Annotated in this window: 13 protein-coding genes; 4 read left to right on the top strand and 9 right to left on the bottom strand. The window is 68.2% G+C overall.

Features of this window, described 5'->3' with window-relative positions; translation table 11 throughout:
- Window positions 1-13: 13 nt before the first annotated feature.
- Window positions 14-817, bottom strand: a complete 804-nt coding sequence (gene cysQ, locus AC5P8D_RS15575) for a 3'(2'),5'-bisphosphate nucleotidase CysQ (protein WP_495203467.1) — start codon at window positions 815-817, stop codon at window positions 14-16.
- Window positions 814-1,377, bottom strand: coding sequence for an ADP compounds hydrolase NudE (nudE, locus tag AC5P8D_RS15570; protein WP_495203466.1), 564 nt, complete (start codon window positions 1,375-1,377; stop codon window positions 814-816). The genes cysQ and nudE overlap by 4 nt, the downstream gene beginning before the upstream one ends.
- A gap of 77 nt (window positions 1,378-1,454) precedes the next feature.
- On the opposite strand from nudE, the gene bioA reads away from it, so the two are divergent.
- Together bioA and AC5P8D_RS15560 are read left to right on the top strand one after the other, a co-directional pair.
- The gene (bioA, locus tag AC5P8D_RS15565) at window positions 1,455-2,846 is read left to right on the top strand and encodes an adenosylmethionine--8-amino-7-oxononanoate transaminase (protein ID WP_221928382.1); all 1,392 of its coding nucleotides are present in this window, start codon (window positions 1,455-1,457) and stop codon (window positions 2,844-2,846) included.
- Window positions 2,837-3,574: a 16S rRNA (uracil(1498)-N(3))-methyltransferase gene (locus tag AC5P8D_RS15560; protein ID WP_043399181.1), complete on the top strand. Its 738-nt coding sequence runs from the start codon at window positions 2,837-2,839 to the stop codon at window positions 3,572-3,574. The genes bioA and AC5P8D_RS15560 overlap by 10 nt, the downstream gene beginning before the upstream one ends.
- 104 nt (window positions 3,575-3,678) lie before the next feature.
- Here AC5P8D_RS15560 and AC5P8D_RS15555 read toward each other — a convergent pair whose 3' ends face one another.
- The 7 genes from AC5P8D_RS15555 to pilG all read right to left on the bottom strand — a co-directional run bounded on the left by AC5P8D_RS15555 (window position 3,679) and on the right by pilG (window position 15,689).
- Window positions 3,679-4,143 carry a chemotaxis protein CheW gene (locus AC5P8D_RS15555; protein ID WP_010482710.1) on the bottom strand — a complete coding sequence of 155 codons (465 nt, stop codon included), beginning with the start codon at window positions 4,141-4,143 and terminating at the stop codon, window positions 3,679-3,681.
- Entirely contained in the window at window positions 4,140-5,480 is a 1,341-nt protein-coding gene (locus AC5P8D_RS15550; RefSeq protein ID WP_109814764.1) for a chemotaxis protein CheB, read from the bottom strand. Before AC5P8D_RS15550 ends, AC5P8D_RS15555 begins: the two co-directional genes overlap by 4 nt.
- Complete coding sequence (locus AC5P8D_RS15545) at window positions 5,467-12,198, bottom strand: Hpt domain-containing protein (RefSeq protein WP_495203465.1); 6,732 nt, start codon at window positions 12,196-12,198, stop codon at window positions 5,467-5,469. The genes AC5P8D_RS15550 and AC5P8D_RS15545 overlap by 14 nt, the downstream gene beginning before the upstream one ends.
- A 100-nt stretch (window positions 12,199-12,298) precedes the next feature.
- The gene (locus tag AC5P8D_RS15540; protein ID WP_010482706.1) at window positions 12,299-14,335 is read right to left on the bottom strand and encodes a methyl-accepting chemotaxis protein; all 2,037 of its coding nucleotides are present in this window, start codon (window positions 14,333-14,335) and stop codon (window positions 12,299-12,301) included.
- A 41-nt stretch (window positions 14,336-14,376) separates the two neighbouring features.
- Window positions 14,377-14,907: a chemotaxis protein CheW gene (locus AC5P8D_RS15535; RefSeq protein ID WP_005410716.1), complete on the bottom strand. Its 531-nt coding sequence runs from the start codon at window positions 14,905-14,907 to the stop codon at window positions 14,377-14,379.
- Entirely contained in the window at window positions 14,907-15,269 is a 363-nt protein-coding gene (locus tag AC5P8D_RS15530; protein ID WP_005410717.1) for a response regulator, read from the bottom strand. Before AC5P8D_RS15530 ends, AC5P8D_RS15535 begins: the two co-directional genes overlap by 1 nt.
- An 18-nt stretch (window positions 15,270-15,287) precedes the next feature.
- Window positions 15,288-15,689: a twitching motility response regulator PilG gene (pilG, locus tag AC5P8D_RS15525; protein ID WP_005418455.1), complete on the bottom strand. Its 402-nt coding sequence runs from the start codon at window positions 15,687-15,689 to the stop codon at window positions 15,288-15,290.
- Window positions 15,690-15,929: 240 nt separating this feature from the next.
- Here pilG and gshB point away from each other — a divergent pair, with 240 nt between their 5' ends.
- Both gshB and AC5P8D_RS15515 read left to right on the top strand, forming a co-directional pair.
- Window positions 15,930-16,877, top strand: coding sequence for a glutathione synthase (gshB, locus tag AC5P8D_RS15520; RefSeq protein WP_495203464.1), 948 nt, complete (start codon window positions 15,930-15,932; stop codon window positions 16,875-16,877).
- Window positions 16,877-17,761 carry an energy transducer TonB family protein gene (locus tag AC5P8D_RS15515; RefSeq protein WP_049436813.1) on the top strand — a complete coding sequence of 295 codons (885 nt, stop codon included), beginning with the start codon at window positions 16,877-16,879 and terminating at the stop codon, window positions 17,759-17,761. Before gshB ends, AC5P8D_RS15515 begins: the two co-directional genes overlap by 1 nt.
- The last annotated feature ends 164 nt before the right edge of the window (window positions 17,762-17,925 follow it).

The raw sequence follows: 17,925 nt of genomic DNA, 5'->3' as shown, positions 1-17,925 counted from the left end.
GCGGCCTCCAGGGTCAATCGGACAACCAGTCGCGCCACGGCAGGCTGGTATCACCAAGGGCAATGAAATCGCCGTTCAACAGGGTTTCGCGGCGGTTGTAACGGAACGGCTTGCCGGTCGCGGCCGACAGTACCGCACCACCGGCGGCGTGCAGCACGCACTGGCCGGCAGCGGTATCCCATTCGGAGGTCGGGCCCAGCCGCGGATAGACATCCAGGCCACCTTCGGCGATCCGGCAGAATTTCAGCGACGAGCCCTGCGCGATGGTCTCGATGCGGCCCATCCTCGCCAGCAGCGCCTCGGTCTCCGCTGAGCGGTGCGAACGGCTGGCGGCAACGCGCAACGGTGCGATGGCCGGTGTACGGGTGCGCAGCACGGTGTCGTGCAGGCCCTGCCGGCGATAGGCCAACTCGCCGCGCATGGCATGCCAGACGATGCCGGTGACCGGGGCCAGCACCACGCCGAAAGCCGGTGCGCCCTGGTAGATCAACGCGATGTTGACGCTGAACTCGCCGTTGCGCTTGACGAACTCGCGGGTGCCGTCGAGCGGGTCGACCAGCCAGTAGGCCCCCCAGTGGCGGCGCTGCTCCCAGCCCACCTGCGCCGATTCCTCGGACAGGATCGGCAGGTCCGGGGTCAGCTGCTGCAGGCCCTGTTCAATGACCTGGTTGGCCGCCAGGTCGGCACTGGTGACCGGGCTGTTGTCGTCCTTGATCTGCACCTCGAAGCCATCGGCATAGACCTGCATGATGGCCTGTCCGGCTTCCTGGGCGATGGCGATGGCGGTCTCGCGCAGGTCCGTGGTCAGTTTGATCATCGCAATCCCTGCAGCCACTGGCGGGCGATGAACAGCGCCGCCAGCGAGCGTCCCTCGGAGAAGTCCTCACGCAGCATCAGCTGGTCCAGCTCGGCCAGCTTCCACGGGACAACTTCCAGTTCTTCCGGCTCGTCGCCGGCCAGCTTTTCCGGGTACAGGTCGCGCGCCACCACCAGCCACGACTGGTGGCTCATATAGGTCGGGGCAAGGGTCATTGCGCGCAGCACGTCGACCCGGCACGCACCGTAACCGGCCTCTTCCTTCAGTTCGCGGTCCGCAGCCTGCTCGGGAGTCTCGCCGGCATCGATCCGGCCCTTGACCAGGCCCAGTTCGTAGCGGTGCATGCCTGCGGCGTATTCACGTACCAGCAGCACGGTCTCGTCGTCGAGCATCGGCACCACCACCACCGCACCATGGCCACGGCTGACCAGGCGCTCGAAGCGGCGGCGTTCGCCGTTGGAGAACTCCAGGTCCAGGTGCTGGCGCTGGAAGGGACCGTTCTCCTCATCGGTGATCCGATGGATGATCGGCAAGCGACGGCCGGCACGGTCATCGTTCATACGGAATCTCCGCGGCGGCCGGCGCCTGCGCCGGGGCCGATAGAATGTGCAGGCAGCAACATGTTCATGAGCCCGAAATGCTAGCAGACCCAACCCCCTCCCCGCTGGCCCACCATTGGCGGCAGCGCGACCTGCAGGTGCTGTGGCACCCCTGCACGCAGATGCGCGAGCATCCGGACACCCTGCCGCTGGTGCCGATCGCCCGTGGCGAAGGTGCCTGGCTGATCGACCACGATGGCAATCGCTATCTGGATGCGGTCAGCAGCTGGTGGACCAACCTGTTCGGCCATGCCGAACCGCGCATCGGTGGCGCCATCGCCGCCCAGGCGACGCAGCTGGAACAGGTGATGCTGGCCGGCTTCGGCCATGAGCCGGCCATTACCCTGGCCGAACGCCTGCTGGCGCTGGCGCCACGCCAGCCCGGCCGCGAGCCGTTGGCCAAGGTGTTCTACGCCGACAACGGCTCGGCCGGCGTGGAAGTGGCCCTGAAGATGGCCTTCCAGTATTTCCAGAACCGTGGGGAATCGCGGCGCACGCGTTTCATCGCACTGGAGAACGGCTACCACGGCGAGACCCTGGGCGCGCTGGCGCTGGGTGACATCCCGCTGTATCGCCGTGTCTACGCGCCGCTGCTGGCCGAAGGGCTGTTCGCGCCCTCGCCCGACGCTTACCTGGCCGAGCCCGGCCAGAGTGCAGCAGATCGCGCACGCCAGGCCGCCGATGGCCTGGCCACCCTGTTCGACCAGCATCCGGGCGAGATCTGCGCGGTGATCCTGGAACCGCGCCTGCAGTGTGCCGGCGGCATGCGCATGCACGATCCGGTGTACCTGCAGCGCGTGCGCGAACTGTGTGATGCGCATGGCGCGTTCATGATCGCCGACGAGATCGCCACCGGCTTCGGCCGCACCGGCACCCTGTTCGCATGCGAACAGGCCGGGGTGATGCCGGACCTGATGTGCCTGTCCAAGGGCCTGACCGGCGGCTTCCTGCCGCTGGCCGCGGTGCTGGCCACGCAGGCGCTGTACGACGCCTTCCTTGACGACTCGCGCGAGCGCGCGTTCCTGCACTCGCACAGCTACACCGGCAACCCGCTGGCCTGCGCGGCCGCGCTGGCGACGCTGGACATCTTCCGCGACGACGATGTGATCGCCCGCAACCGCAGCATCGCTTCCGTGATGGGTACGCTGGCGGCACCGTTCAACGACCATCCGCACGTGGCCGACGTGCGCCAGGCCGGCATGGTGGTGGCCTTCGAGCTGTCGCGCGACGGTAACAAGCGCACGCCGTTCGACCCGGCCATGCGGCTGGGCCTGCACGCCTACAAGGCCGCCTTGAAGCGCGGCGTGGTGCTGCGCCCGCTGGGCGACGTGCTGTACTGGATGCCACCCTACTGCGTGGACGACGAACAACTGGAGCTGCTGGCACATACCACACTGGCAGCGATTGACGAGGCGATTGCATGCGCGTGACCCGCTGCCCCATCGACCTGGCGCTGCACAGCGGCCAGACCGTGACCCTGCCGGAAGAGACGGCCAACCACCTGGTGCGGGTGATGCGCCTGCGCGAAGGCGATACCTGCGTCCTGTTCAACGGCGATGGCCACGACTACAGCGCGACGCTGACGGTGGCCGGCAAACGCGAGGTGCAGGTACGCATCGACGCCGTGCAGGCCATCAAGAATGAATCGCCACTGGCGATCACCCTGCTGCAGGGCATCGCGCGCGGCGAGAAGATGGACCTGATCCTGCAGAAGGCCACCGAACTGGGCGTGGCGGCGATCATTCCGGTCAACGCCGAGCGCACTGAGGTGAAGCTTGATGCAGCTCGAGCGGAGAAGCGCGTGGCGCACTGGAACAACGTGGTGACCTCGGCCTGCGGCCAATCCGGGCGCGCGCGCATTCCGCAGGTGGGCTCGCCACTGTCGCTGGCGCAGGCCGCGGCGGCACTGCCAGTGGATACGCTGCGGTTGACGCTGGACCCGCAGGGCGCACATCGCCTGTCGACGCTGGCGGCCGCTCCGGCAGGCGGCATCGTGATCGCGATCGGCCCGGAAGGCGGCTGGTCGCCGCGCGACCGGGATCAGCTGGCGGCTGCAGGCTTCCAGGGCCTGCAGCTGGGCCCGCGCATCCTGCGCACGGAAACCGCCGGCCTGGCCGCGATCGCGGCACTGCAAGCGCGGTTGGGCGATCTGGGATAAGGAGCAGGTCCGGTGACCGCGGCGCTCGCCGGGCATGGCCCGGCGCTACCCCGGGAATCCGGGTCACCTGTGGTAGCGCCGGGCCATGCCCGGCGGATTCCCCATCAGGCCGCCAGTGAATCCAGCGCGGCTTCCAGTGCATCCAGGTTTGGCAGCAGCGCGCTCTGCTCACCCAGCAGCACGCGCATGTGCACGATCTGCGGCAGGGTTTCCTCGGACGCATCGGCCAGCAGGCCATCGCGCGGCACCGAGATCAGCTGCGGGAAATTCTGCGTCAGCAGCGCATAGTAGGGACGCTGCGCGTTGCCGCTCAGGGCCTTCAGCACCACCACTTTGTTGTGACCGGCCACCGCCTCTTCGCCCAGCCCCGAAAGGCGTGCGAACGACACCAGCGGCACCTGCCAGCCGTGCCAGCCGATTTCGCCGACCAGCCAGCGCGGGGCGTCGGAGACCGGCTGCACCGGCACGCGCGACATCATTTCGGCCACGGTGGCATTGGGCAGCAGCACGCGCTCGTTGCCGGCCTGGATCAGGACGCCGCGGATTTCGTCATTGCTGGCATAGCTCATGGTGCCTCTCCGTTATCGTCTTCCGAGCCCCAGCGCGAGGCGATGGCCTGCGCCAGTTCCTGTGGCTCACCCGCCACCATGCCAGCGGCGACCACCGCCGTGGCTGCGGCAGGGTCATAGCAGCCCTCGCCGACCTGCCCGGCCACCCAGGCGCCGGCGGCGGCCAGATCCAGCGCCGGACCAACATGCGCAAGATCGGCACCGCTGAGCAGGACCAGCGCAGTGTGGTCAGCCGGCAGCGCGGCAATCGAAATACCCTGCGCGTCGCTGACGAAATGCAGGCCGTCACTGGCTGCCTGCACGCCAATGTCATCGGCCAGCACGTGCACTTCACCGGGTGTTGCACGCTGGCCGGCTTCGGCCAGCTGCACCGGCAACGGCGACACGCGTGCCATCTGCTTGACCAGGTTGCCGTAGCGTCCGCCATCCAGGCGCATGTGCACCAGGACCGGCACGCTCAGCGAAGACGGCAGCGCGCCGAGCAGGCGACGCAACGCGTCCGGGCCACCGATGCCGGCCAGCACCAGCAGCGATCCGGCGCGTGCGCCCACGGGCGCTGCGGCATCCAGGTCGACCAGGCTCAGATGACCGGTATCGAAGGAAGGCAGCGATGCCTCCACTGCAGCGTGGTGCGGAGCGGCGGCCGGGGCATCGGCCCCGTCTTCGACCAGCGACCAGGCGGTGTGGTCGAAGGAGACCGGCGGCAGGGGCGCTGCTGCGCGCGCGGACTCTGCCAGCGACGGCAGTGCGGGCGGCTCCAGCGGCTCGGGCACGACCGGCTGCAACGCCGCCAGCGCCTGTTCGAGCGCGATCGGTTCGTGCAGCTGCGCGGGCGGCGAGTACAGGCTGTCAGCAGGGACCTCGTCGGCCCAGCTCAATGCCTGGTCCAGGTGCGGCTGCAACGCTTCTTCCTGCGGCGCCGGCGGTGGTGCCGGGTGGCCCGGCTCCAGCTGCAGGCCGGGTTCTTCTTCGGCCCCCGGCGGCAACACCTGCTGGTGGCCATGCAGCTTGGCGGCCAGATGACGGCCCCAGCGCTGAGCCTCCCAACCATCACGACGTGCGGCCAGCTCGGCCTCGTCGAAGACCAGGGTCAGGCCCGGTGCGGACAGCACCGCTTCCAGGCGCTCCAATGCGTCCTCGATGGCGGCCTCCAGCGCGATCACCACGAACTGCGGGCGCGCCTCCTGCAGGACCCGCACCTCCAGCGTATTGGGATCATCTTCCAGCACCAGCTGTACATCGGCGTGCGACAACGCCTCGCGCAGGCGCTCACGCGCCGCGCCGGGGCGGGCCAGCAGGGCAACGGCCGGAGCCGTTTGGGTTTCACTCACGGACACGGGCGATCCCCAGCAGGTCGTACACGTTACGCATCAGGTCCAGTTCCTGGTACGGCTTGCCAAGATAGCGCTGGACACCAATCTCGAAGGCGCGCTGGCGGTGCTTGTCGCCGCTGCGCGAGGTGATCATCACGATCGGCACATCCTTGTAGCGCGGGTCGGCGCGCATCGCGGTGGCCAGCTCGTAGCCATCCATGCGCGGCATCTCGATATCCAGCAGCATCAGGTCCGGCACGCGCTCTTCCAGGCGTTCCAGCGCCTCCACGCCGTCGCGGGCAACGCTGACCTCGAAATTGTGGCGTTCGAGGATGCGGCCGGTGACCTTGCGCATGGTCAGGGAGTCGTCCACCACCATCACCAGCGGCACCTGGCGCTCCTGGCGCGGCGCATTGGCCAGTACCGGCAGTGTCGGATTGGCGAGGAAGCGGCGCACCAGCGGCGCCACGTCCAGGATCACCACCACACGCCCATCGCCGGTGATGGTCGCGCCGTAGATGCCCGGCACCGATGCGATCTGCAGGCCGACCGGCTTGACCACGATTTCGCGGTTGCCCAGCACCTGGTCGATTGCCACGGCGGCACGCAGGTCGCCGGCGCGGACCAGCAGCAGCGGCACCTGGTCCTGGCCGTCGGCACGCGCCGGAGCCTGCCCGACCAGGCTGCCGAGGTCGTACAGCGGATAGTCCTCGCCGCTGTAGCGATAGCTGCTGTCGGCCGCTTCGAAACGCTCACGCGACAGGCGGCCGATGCCACTGACCGAGGCGACCGGCACCGCAAAGGTGGTTTCGCCGATCTGCACGAACACCGCCTGGGTGACGGCCAGCGTCTGCGGCAGGCGCAGGGTGAAGCGCACGCCCTGGCCCCGCACCGACTGGATGTCGACCGAACCGCCGAGCTGGCGCACTTCGTTGCGCACCACGTCCATGCCCACGCCGCGGCCGGCCAGCTGGCTGACCTGATCGGCGGTGGTGAAGCCGGACGCGAAGATCAGGTTGTCCAGCTCCTGCTCGTTCGGCTGCGCATCGGCGGCCAGCAGGCCGCGGTCGATGGCGCGGCGGCGGATCGCTTCGCGGTCCAGGCCGGCGCCGTCATCGGCCACTTCCAGCACGATTTCCGAACCTTCGCGGTGCAGGCGGATGGCGATCTCGCCCTCCTCCGGCTTGCCGGCGGCGCGGCGCTGCTCCGGCGCCTCCAGGCCATGGGCCACGGAGTTGCGCAGCATGTGTTCCAGCGGCGCGACCATGCGGTCGAGGACGTTGCGGTCCAGTTCGCCGTGGGTACCTTCCAGGGTCAGGTGGACCTGCTTGCCGGTATCCATGCCGGACTGGCGGACCACGCGGCGCAGGCGCGGCACCAGGCCGTCGAACGGCACCATGCGCGCGCGCATCAGGCCATCCTGCAGCTCGGAGCTGACGCGCGATTGCTGCTGCAGCAGCGAATCGTACTGGCGCGACAGATCGTCAAGCACGCCCTGCAGGCCACCCAGGTCGGCCGCCGACTCGTTCAGCGCACGGCTGAGCTGCTGCAGGGTGGAGAAGCGGTCCAGTTCCAGCGGATCGAATTTCTGGTCGGCCTGGTCCTGTTCGCGCTGGTAGCGGGCGACGATCTGCGCCTCGGTTTCCAGGTCGAGTCGGCGCAGCTGGTCGCGCAGTCGCGCATTGGTGCGCTCCAGTTCGCCCATGGCACCACGGAAGGCACCGAGCTGCTGTTCAAGCCGCGAGCGGTAGATCGCCACTTCACCGGCATGGTTGACCAGGCGGTCGAGCAGGTCGGCGCGCACGCGCACCTGCTCCTGCTGCGGACGCGCCAGCGGATCTTCATCGACCACGCCTTCTGCCGGCAGCGGTGCCGACAACGGCGCATCGAGCAGTGCCGGAGCCGGGCTGGCGACCGGTGCCGAGTCGGTTTCTGCGACGCTCGCCACGTTGGCCGCCGCAGCCGCAGCGATATCGGTGGTGGTACGCACTTCGAACGCGTCGACCAGGTCCTGCGCCGGTTCCACCACGCGATGATCACCGGTGCGGGTGAGCAGCTGGTGCAGGCGATCGAAGCCACGCTCCAGCAGCTGCACATCACGGCGCTCGATCTCGGTGCGACCGGCGGCGACGGCTTCCAGCAGCGATTCGATGCTGTGGCCGAGATCGCCGATGGCGTTGATGCCGGCCATGCGCGCGCCCCCCTTGAGGGTGTGCAGGTCACGCTGCAGGCCGGCCAGCACCTCGCGGTCCTGCGGTGCATCGCGCAGTTCGCTGATCAGGCCATCACAGTGGTCGAGCAGGTCCTTGCCTTCCTCGACAAAGATATCGACCAGCTCGCGGTCGTACACGCTGAAGTCAAGTGCGTCGGCGCCGTCTTCGGCATCGGCCGCATCAGGCGCCTGCTCGAGGTGCGGCGCACGGGGCGTGACGTCGGCCTCTGCAATCTCGGCATCGGCATCGGCATCGGCATCGGCATCGGCTTCGACCATGCCCTGGCCCGGCGCCTCTTCCATCTCGAAGAAGCGCACCACAGCAGCGCTGCCCTGCGGGGGCTCCGCGGTGATCTCCTCAATCACCGTCGCCGGGGACGGCTGATCGGCGCTCTCTCCTTCACCGACCGCCGCCTCCCCGCCGACGTCCGCATCCTCGGCAAAGGCATCTGCCTCGCCCGGCGCGAGTTCGCTGGCCTGGAGGCCGATCACGGGCCATTGCCCGTCGTCGTCCAGGGTCTGCTCTTCCTCGATCACGTGCAGGCCGGCCTCGAGCGCGGCTGCCAGCGTGACCGGTTCTGCAAAACCCGGCACAGCCATTTCATCCTGCAGGCTCGACAGCTCGCTGTCGAGTGGCAGTGCAGCAGCGTCGTCAATGACGCGGTCATCGCCACGGCCCGAATCAAAGGACAGCGACGTATTCAGGTCGATCGCGTCAACATCCGCAGACACCGGCAGCTCTTCCGCGTCACGGTCATCCACCGGCAGCGCACTGGCGTCGAGGTACGGCGACAGATCGTCGGCCACGGTCAGATCAGCGTCTTCGACCGTCGCGATCGTGGGCACGGCATCTACGTCGGCCACTTCGACAACAGGCGCACTCTCGACCGGCTGGATCGATTCAATCGTGCCGATGTCCGCCACGGCAGGTTCAGCTTCGCCTGGCACCGACGCCCAGCCGGCGTCGAAGTAACGCGAAAGATCGTCGCTGGCGGTCAGCTCGCCCACGTCCAGGCCGCTGTCGGCCGCGACATCCAGCGGCTGCGGCTCGGCTGCAGCTGGAACCGGTTCCAGCGCATCTTCGGCAAGCAGTTGCGGCTCGGCAATGAGATCGGGCTCCGCATCGAAAGCGGACGGCATGCTGGTTTCGTCCAGCGCGTCCAGCCCAGCCAGCGGCGCTTCGGCTTCGGATGCCGGCTCGACATCAGCCGCCAGCTCGACGCCCTCCTCATCCTCGTCTTCCAGCGCGAACAGCGGCCAGCGTGCTTCCGGCAGCTCGCCGGCCAATACCTGCAGCCGCTGCACCAACGCGCCCTGCGGAACAATGCGCGGCTGTTCGGCCTGCAGCGCCTCCATGGTCGCGGTGATCGCCTGCGCAGTCGCATCCAGTGCGGCAACGCCTTCGTCGCCAGGCACCACGTCAGCGGCCAGCGCGCGCTTGATGTAGGACTCGGCACCGCCGGTGACCGCCGTGATTTCCGGCACTTCGGTCATCGCGAAGGCGCCGTTCATGGTGTGCACTGCGCGCAGCAACGCGTCGCTGACCGGCTGCGGTGCCTGCTGCGCCGAGCGCAGCCAATCCTGCAGGGTGGCCTGGTGGACTTCCACTTCGGCTTCGAGGATCTCGCGCAGCACGCTGTCGATGTTGGCTGGCGTGCCCACGGCCTCGGGCACCGGCTCGGCTTCGTCCTGCACCGACGCGATGGCTTCGGCCGCCAGGATGCGGCTGATCTCGTCCTCGTCCTCGCCTTCGGCCTCGGCCACCGGTGCCACAGGCGCGGCCGCTACCGGCAGCGGCACGTAATAGGTTTCCTCACCGGCGCCGACACGATCGGCGATGGCCTGCATCGCCTGCAGGTCCACGCTGATGCGCTGGCCATGGCGCAGCGCGGCGTTCAGCTGCGGCAGCGCGGCATGTGCGCTATCGACCATCGCCAGCACGGCCGGAGTGGCCGGGCGGCTGCCATCAAGCACGCGGTTGAGCATGCCTTCGATCTTCCAGGCGAACTCGCCCAGGGTGCGCGCCCCCACCAGGCGGCCACTGCCCTTGAGGGTGTGGAAGATGCGCCGGATCGGCCGCAGCCGGTCCATGTTGTCCAGCTGCACACGCCATGCCGGCAGCAGCGTGCCAAGGTTGGCCAGCTCGTCGTCGAACTCTTCCAGGAACACCTCTCGGATGTCCTCGTCGATGTTCTCGGCATCGTCGTCGAAGCCCGCCTCGAAGCCGGCCTCGGTCCCAGCCACGACCGGGATGTCCGCAGCGGGCGGAGCCGCCATGGCCTGCGGATTGAAGTCGGCCGCCGCGGCGCTCAGCTCGGCAAAGAACTGCGCGTCGGCTTCGCTGAAATCGATGGGTGCGATGGTGTCGATATCAATCACCGACACCGACACCGACACCGCCGGTGCCGGTGCATCGGAGGCCGGCGCCAGCACCTCGGCCATCGGCGCGGGCACGTCCTCCGGCACATCCGCCGGAACGGCGTCCACTCCGGCAACCACAGGGCTTTCGTCTACCCGCAGGGGCGTGGCGGCATCGACGATCTCCAGCGACGGATGCAATCCGGCGTCGTCGTCCAGCGACAGCGTCTCCATCGCGTGCAGCGACAGCACGTCGTCGGCATTGTCCAGCGCATCGGCGTCGAAGCGGAATACCACGTCCTCACCGGCGGCAACCGCATCGTGCTCGGCAGCGACCGGGTCGAACACCGGCGCGGCAAAGTCAGCGGTGTCGAAGGGCACCGACGCTTCGACGTCGTCCTCGACAGCCATCACGGCCACATCGGCCACTGCCGGCGGCGTTGCCTCCGACAGTGTCCACTGCGGCGCCGATCCCACTCCGGTTTCGGCCCGTTCGAAACTGACCGGGTCGAAGCTGGCGAAGGTCGGACTGCGCTCGTCTTCGGCACTCGCGGCCGGATCGGAGTCGGAATGGAACGGTGCGAGATCCCATTGCGGCACGTCGGGTGCAGGCGCGCTGGAGGCGGCGAAGACCAAGGGCGCATCTGCGTCGTCCTGCAACGACAGCGGTGCGGATGCAGCGCTCCCCAGCGCACCGAACATCAGGCTGTTGTCCACCACCTCCGGTGCAGGCGTGGCAGGTGGCGGATCAAAGGTGAAGTCCGGCAGCGGCACCGGCACAGTGCCAGCGGCGGGCGCGGCCGGCTGCACCGGAATCTCGATGCGCTCCGGCTGCAACGGCTCGGCCTGCAGCGCGACCGGCTCGCGTTCGATCAGCAGCGATGCGAATGGAATCGGCGCGGCGGCAACAGGTTCCACCGCGTTGCGGTCCGGCAACGGCCAGTAGCGCAGCGCTTCAAGGCTGCTGCGGGTGATGTCGAGAATGTCCTCGCGGCCCGGGCGGCGGTCGCGCAGTGCTTCGAGGTAGTACTCCAGGCTGGCCATGGCATCGGCCAGGGTGTCCAGCTGACGGCCACTGGGCACGCGCTGGCGACCGATCAGCTCGGCTTCGATGTACTGCTGCACACCGCGCAGGTAATCCGCAGCCGTGCCCAGATCCAGCATGCGCAGCGCGCCGGAGACATCGCCCAGCAGGCGCGGCACGTCCTGCAGCTCGGCATGGTTCCAGCTGGTTTCAATGAACGCGACGAAGTGCTCACGCGCGGCGGCGAAGTTGGCGATGGCCTCATGCGCCAGCACTTCTACCGTGCGCCGGTTCTCCACCGCGCTCGGATCGTCCGCGCCACTGCCGCCGGCGCCCAGATGAGCAACCTGGTCATCCAGCGAGGCATCCACGTACAGCAGTGCCCCGGCGATATCCAGCAACAGGTTCTCGTCGATCTGCTGGCGCCCTTCGACCACGCCACGCAGTGCATCACGCTGCTGCACGACCACGCCACGGGCAACGCCCAGGCCCATCATGCCCAGCGTATCGGCCACCGCACCGAGCTCGTTGGCCTGGGTCTGCAGCTGCTCCGGCGCACCGCCGGTACGCAGGTGCAGGTCCAGCGCATCCTTGATGCGCAGCAGTTCTTCCTTCACTGCACTGCCCACGGTATCGAGCAGCTCGCGGTTGCGCCCGCTCAGACTGCCGCGGGCATGGTCCAGCTCGGCCTCGGTGGCGGTGACGCTGTCCGGTGCGAATGCCAGCAGTACGCTGTCATGCACGCCTTCTTCGCCACGTGCGGCACGGATCTCGTTGAGCAGCGGCATCAGCACGATCGGGATATCGCGATGCCCGTTCTGCAGGCGCTCCAGGTAGTCAGGCAGCAGCACGCTGCCACGCATCAGGGTCGCGCAGGCTTCATCCCGATCGGCCACACCCCCAGCGCCGATGGCATTGGCCAGCTGTTCAAGCTCCTCGGCCACCATCGCCGGGGCATACAGTTCGACCATGCGCAGGGTGCCCTGCACCTGGTGCAGGTAGCCGGCGCAGATGCGCATGCGGCTGGCATCGGCCGGGTCTTCCGCGTAGTACTCGACCTCGTTGCGCACCTGGCGCAGGGTCTCGTCCAGCTCAGGCTTGACCCAACCCAGCGCTGCGTGGCTCATCGCATCGCGCAGACTGCTCATGGACGCGCTCCGTTCGCCGCCGCGCGGAAGCCGCGCGAGTTCTGGCGTGGGAAATGGAAATGCTTCATCGACTGGTTCCTTGCTCGCCGCCCTGCCTGCGTCACGCCGGCAGCTTGAAGTCGGCGACCGAACGACGCAGGTCGGCCGCCAGCTGCGCGAGGTGGCCGATCGATTCGGCGGTCTGCCCGGCACCCTGCGAGGTCTGGCCGGTGATCTGCCGGATCACGCCCATGGTGCGGGTGATGTCCGAGGCCGCGGCGGACTGCTGCTGGGCGGCGATGGAGATGTTCTTGATGAGGGTGTTCAGTGCATTGGACACGCGTTCGATTTCGGTCAGCGCGGTGCCGGCGTCCTCGGCCAGGCGTGCACCGGACACCACTTCGGCGGTGGTCTGTTCCATCGAGGTGACCGCTTCGTTGGTATCGGCCTGAATGGCCTGCACCAGGTTCTCGATGCGTCGGGTCGCGCCGGAGGTACGTTCTGCCAGGCGCTGCACTTCGTCGGCCACGACCGCGAAGCCGCGGCCCGCTTCACCGGCCGACGCTGCCTGCACCGCAGCGTTCAACGCCAGGATGTTGGTCTGCTCGGAAATGTCGTTGATCAGTTCCACGATCGAGCCGATTTCCTGCGACGACTCGCCCAGGCGCTTGATGCGCTTGGAGGTTTCCTGGATCTGGTCACGGATCTGGTCCATGCCCTGGATGGTCTCGCGCACCACGCCGGCACCCTCGGCGGCGATCACCACCGAGCGCTGCGCCACGTCGGCCGACTCGGCCGAGTTGCGCGACACCTGTTCGATGCTCGCCGCGATTTCGCCGATGCGGTCCGAAGCCGAAGTGATCTGGTTGGCCTGGTGGCCCGCCGCCTCTGCCAGCTGCATGGCGGTCGCCTGGGTTTCCTGGGTGGACAGCGCGACCTTGGCCGAGGTGTCGTTGATGGTGGTCACCAGGTGGCGCAGCTCGTCGACGGCGTAGTTGATCGCGTCGGCGATGGCGCCGGTCATGTCCTCGGTCACCGAGGCCTTCACTGTCAGGTCGCCCTCACCCAGCGAGGAAATTTCGTCCAGCAGCCGCATGATCGCCTGCTGGTTGCGGCTGTTGAACTCCACCTGGGTCTGGTAGCGCAGTTCCTGCTCGCGCGAGCGGCTGCGCACGTTGGTGGAGACGAAACCGATGATCGCAATCAGCGACAGCGCACCGGAGACCACGCCGATCCAGAAATTCGGGAACAGGCGGGTATCGGACACCGAACCGAACGAGGAGAACGCCTCGAACAGCTTGCGGCTGTCGTCCAGCATGTGCGCCGAACCCTGGCCCAGTGCGGTGGCCGCCGACTGCGCCGCGAACAGCTGGCGCGAGCTGGCCAGGATCGCGTCGGCGTCCTGCTTCATCGCTTCCCACTTCTGCTGCGACTGCTCCAGCGCGGCCACGGCGGCGGCACCGCGCACGGCGGTGATGCCCAGTTCCTCGTTGCCGTTGCGCAGGCCGTCGAGCACCTGCGAGAACACGGTGATGTCACGGGCCAGTGCGTCGCCCGAGGTGGCAGCGGCGCTGCCACCGGCACGCATTTCCGTCACGCGGCGGGCCATGGAGCCGGCCACCACCACTTGCTGCAGGGCGCTGTACACCTGCGACGACGGGGCGCCGGAAGCGGACATCGCACGCACCAGCTCGTTCAGCTGGGCCTGCAGCCCCGGCACGGCGCCGGTGAAGTTGTTGGCGTTGCCGGCCAGGGCCAGCACCGCCGGTTCACTGGCGACCAGCTGCCCGGCCTGCTTGCCCAGCGGCGCCCAGGTTTCGCCCAGGGTGGCGATCGCACCGGACACGCCCGGTTCCTTGCCGTAGCGCCCCTGCAGGGTCGACACGTTCTGTTCGATCGCGTTGCGGGTGGCCTTGAAGGCGGTGAACGCCTGCGCGTTGCCGCCCACCGCGTCACGGCCCTGGTTGGCCAGCTGCTGTGACAGCACCTGCAGGTCGGCCGCCTTGGAACCGGCATCGGCCAGGCGACTGCCCTGCCAGGTGGCGACGCCGGTGTTGACGCCGAACAGGATCATCGATGCCAGCAGCAGGAACAGCCAGAGGTTGCTGCCGCCCAGCCGCAGCTTGCCGGTCTTGGTGGCGTCCGAAGCAGTACTCATCGTTCAACCTCGATCTTCAATGCAGGGGGCGTTGCCCGGCCTCAGGCCGCGGCTTGCCGGAATTCAGGGGTACGCGACAGCAGCGAGAGCGAGAACACGCCCCAGTCGTGGCCGTCGGCGTGGAAGGCGCGATCGACGAAGTGGCCGTAACGCCCTTCGGCCAGCGTGCCGGCCGCGATCTGCTGGTCCAGTTCGAAGCTGCGCTGGCCGAACAGTTCATCGATGGTCAGCGCGACGTCGCCGCCGGCCTGGCGCATGATCAGCACGCGCTGGCCTTCCTGCTGCACGGTACGCGTGCCTTCCAGGAAGTACTTCAGGTCGACCACCGGGAACAGGTTGCCGCGCAGGTTGCCCACGCCCAGCAGCCACGGCTGTGCGCACGGCACCGGGGTGACCGGCGGCATCGGCACGATTTCCACCACTTCGCGGAAATCGGACACCAGCCGACGCTGGCCGACGCGGTAACCCACGCCACGCCAGAGGTCCTGCGCGAACTGGCGCTCGGGCAGCTGCACCGCGTGGGCCAGGCTTCGCCGTTCGTAGGCTTCGAGGATGTCGAAGGGCGAGCGCATCAGGCCACCAGCTCGTTGATCCGCGCGATCAGTTCATCCTCGCGCGGCGGCTTGACGATGTAGTCGGCCGCGCCCTGGCGCAGGCCCCAGGCCTTGTCGGTTTCCATCGCCTTGGTGCTGACGATGATCACCGGGATGTGCTTGATCGCCGCATCACGGGCCATCGCACGGGTGGCCTGGAAGCCGCTCATGCCGGGCAGGACCACGTCCATCAGCACCAGCTGCGGCACCTGGTCGCGTACCAGTTGCAGTCCATCCTCGGCGTTGTCCGCTTCCAGCACCTCATGGCCGGCACGGCGCAGCCACTGGGTGAACACCGCGCGGTCGGTCGGTGAATCCTCGATCAGAACGATACGAGCCATTGTGCCTTTCCCCCCTGGTCAGGCGTTGACGTATGTGCGGATGGCACCCAGCAGTTCTTCACGCGTGAAAGGCTTCGTCAGGTACTGCTCCGAGCCGACGATGCGTCCCCGCGCCTTGTCGAACAGGCCATCCTTGGACGAGAGCATGATGACCGGGGTCGCCTTGAACAGCTGGTTGCCCTTGATCAGCGCACAGGTCTGGTACCCGTCCAGGCGCGGCATCATGATGTCGACGAAGATGATCTGCGGTTGCTGGTCTGCGATCTTGGCAAGCGCTTCGAAGCCGTCGGTGGCGGTGACCACCTCGCAGCCTTCGCGCTTGAGCAGCGTTTCCGCAGTCCTGCGGATGGTCTTCGAATCATCGATGACCATCACCCGGAGTCCTGCGAGTTCCCCGCCCGCAGTCGTGTTTTCAGTCATTGCCTATCCCCAAGCGCACGGCCCGATCTCTGGCGGGGGCCGCTACGAAAGCGTATCTATATCGCACTTTCCGCGCCCGCTTCAAGGCCGCCCCATGGCGCGGGGCATGGCACCCTCCTGAACGTGACGGGTTTCGCAATGCGTGCGCGAGCCCCGGGCGGACGCTGCGTTGCAGTACGGCGGGGAGGCGCGCGGGCGGCGTTGCCGCTACCATCAACGCCTTGCCTGACAGGTGCGCCCATGCCGTTGAACGTCATCGTGGTGATGGATCCCATCGCCCACATCAAGATCGCCAAGGACACCACCTTCGCCATGCTGCTGGAAGCCCAGCGCCGCGGCCATGCCCTGCACTACGTGCGTCCGGGTGGCCTGGCTCTGGAGGGCGGCGTGGCGGTGGCCCAGACCGCGCCATTGCAGGTGCGCGACGACCCGGCCGGCTGGTATGAGCTGGGCGCATTCAGCCGCACCGAATTCGGCCCCGGCCAGATCGTGCTGATGCGCAAGGACCCGCCGGTCGACGCCGAATACATCTATGACACCCAGGTGCTGGACGTGGCCGCGGCGGCCGGCGCCTGCGTGGTCAACAACCCGCAGGGCCTGCGCGACTACAACGAGAAGATGGCCGCCCTGCTGTTCCCGCAATGCTGCCCGCCGACCCTGGTCAGCCGCGACGCCAAGGCGCTGAAGGCCTTTGCCCTGGAACACGGCCAAGCCGTCCTGAAGCCGCTGGATGGCATGGGAGGACGCTCGATCTTTCGCAGCGGCCAGGGCGATCCGAACCTGAACGTGATTCTGGAAACGCTGACCGACGGCGGCCACAGGATGGCGCTGGCGCAGAAGTTCATTCCCGACATCAGCGCCGGCGACAAGCGCATCCTGCTGGTCGATGGCGAACCGGTCGACTACTGCCTGGCGCGCATCCCGCAGGGCGACGAATTCCGCGGCAACCTCGCCGCCGGCGGCCGCGGTGAAGGCCGCCCGCTGAGCGAGCGCGACCGCTGGATCGCCGCCCAGGTCGGCCCGGAGATGAAGCGTCGTGGCATGCGCTTCGTCGGACTGGACGTGATCGGCGACTACCTGACCGAGGTCAACGTGACCAGCCCGACCTGCGTGCGCGAACTGGACGCCCAGTACGGCCTGAACATCGCTGGCACCCTGTTCGACGCACTCGAGGCCGGCCTGCGCTGATGCCTGCCGCACCTGCCGTACTGCCCCCGCCGCCGCGCGAAGCACAACGGCTGGGGGCGACCATCGCGCTGTCGGTGCTGGTCCACGCCCTGCTGATCCTGGGCGTGGGCTTCGCCGTGAAGGGCGATGCGCCGCTGGTGCCGACGCTGGAAGTGATCTTCAGCCAGACCCGCACCGCGCTGACGCCGAAGCAGGCTGATTTCCTGGCCGCGGCCAACCAGGAAGGCGGTGGCGAGCACGACCGCGCACAGCGTCCACGCGACAACCAGGCCGGCATCGTCCCACAGGCCCAGTCCGGGCTGAGCCCGGTGCCGCAGCAGCAGCAATCGGCCGCGCCGGTTCCGCCGCCGCAGGCACGGGTGGTCAGCAGCCGCAATGGCGAAGAGGTGGTGGCGCAGGCACAGTCCCGCCCCACGCCGGATCAGCCCGAACCGGACGCACCGCTGAGCGCGCGCGAGCAGCGCGATGTGGAGATGGCGCGGTTGGCTGCCGAAGTGCATCTGCGCTCGGCGCAGTACGCCAAGCGCCCGAACCGCAAGTTCGTGTCGGCCAGCACGCGCGAATATGCCTATGCCAATTACCTGCGTGCCTGGGTCGACCGCGCCGAGCGCGTAGGCAATCTGAATTACCCGGACGAGGCCCGGCAGCGCCGCCTCGGTGGCCAGGTGGTGATCAGCGTGGGGGTGCGCCGCGATGGCAGCGTGGAGAGCAGCCGGATCCTGCGTTCGAGCGGGACGCCGCTGCTGGATGAGGCGGCACTGCGGGTGGTGAAGCTGGCCCAGCCGTTCCCGCCGTTGCCGAAGACCGAAGACGAGATCGACATCCTGCAGGTCACCCGCACGTGGGTGTTCCTGCCGGGCGGCACCCTGCACGACGACCGGTAGGGTTTTGTTACCCGGGCCTGCGGCCCGGGACCCGCTGAAAGGCTAGAGCAACGGCAACAACAACAGCGGCGGTTGGTGTACTGAAGCGTGGCGAGGCGGTGTCGGGCGGCGGGGACGCCGCAAGTACGTCCGTGTAGGCTTAGCCGCGGCATCCATGCCGCGGA

It is taken from the genome of Stenotrophomonas sp. YJH_SMC_101-4, assembly GCF_059370395.1.
The sequence above is the reverse complement of the archived record's forward strand: the minus strand, read 5'-3'. Positions and strand labels throughout refer to the sequence as shown.

Coding starts and splice junctions, on each gene's coding strand:
- cysQ (WP_495203467.1), bottom strand. CDS start 817: ATGATCAAACTGACCACGGACCTGCGCGAGACCGCCATCGCCATCGCC.
- nudE (WP_495203466.1), bottom strand. CDS start 1,377: ATGAACGATGACCGTGCCGGCCGTCGCTTGCCGATCATCCATCGGATC.
- bioA (WP_221928382.1), top strand. CDS start 1,455: ATGCTAGCAGACCCAACCCCCTCCCCGCTGGCCCACCATTGGCGGCAG.
- AC5P8D_RS15560 (WP_043399181.1), top strand. CDS start 2,837: ATGCGCGTGACCCGCTGCCCCATCGACCTGGCGCTGCACAGCGGCCAG.
- AC5P8D_RS15555 (WP_010482710.1), bottom strand. CDS start 4,143: ATGAGCTATGCCAGCAATGACGAAATCCGCGGCGTCCTGATCCAGGCC.
- AC5P8D_RS15545 (WP_495203465.1), bottom strand. CDS start 12,198: ATGAGCAGTCTGCGCGATGCGATGAGCCACGCAGCGCTGGGTTGGGTC.
- AC5P8D_RS15540 (WP_010482706.1), bottom strand. CDS start 14,335: ATGAGTACTGCTTCGGACGCCACCAAGACCGGCAAGCTGCGGCTGGGC.
- AC5P8D_RS15535 (WP_005410716.1), bottom strand. CDS start 14,907: ATGCGCTCGCCCTTCGACATCCTCGAAGCCTACGAACGGCGAAGCCTG.
- AC5P8D_RS15530 (WP_005410717.1), bottom strand. CDS start 15,269: ATGGCTCGTATCGTTCTGATCGAGGATTCACCGACCGACCGCGCGGTG.
- pilG (WP_005418455.1), bottom strand. CDS start 15,689: ATGACTGAAAACACGACTGCGGGCGGGGAACTCGCAGGACTCCGGGTG.
- gshB (WP_495203464.1), top strand. CDS start 15,930: ATGCCGTTGAACGTCATCGTGGTGATGGATCCCATCGCCCACATCAAG.
- AC5P8D_RS15515 (WP_049436813.1), top strand. CDS start 16,877: ATGCCTGCCGCACCTGCCGTACTGCCCCCGCCGCCGCGCGAAGCACAA.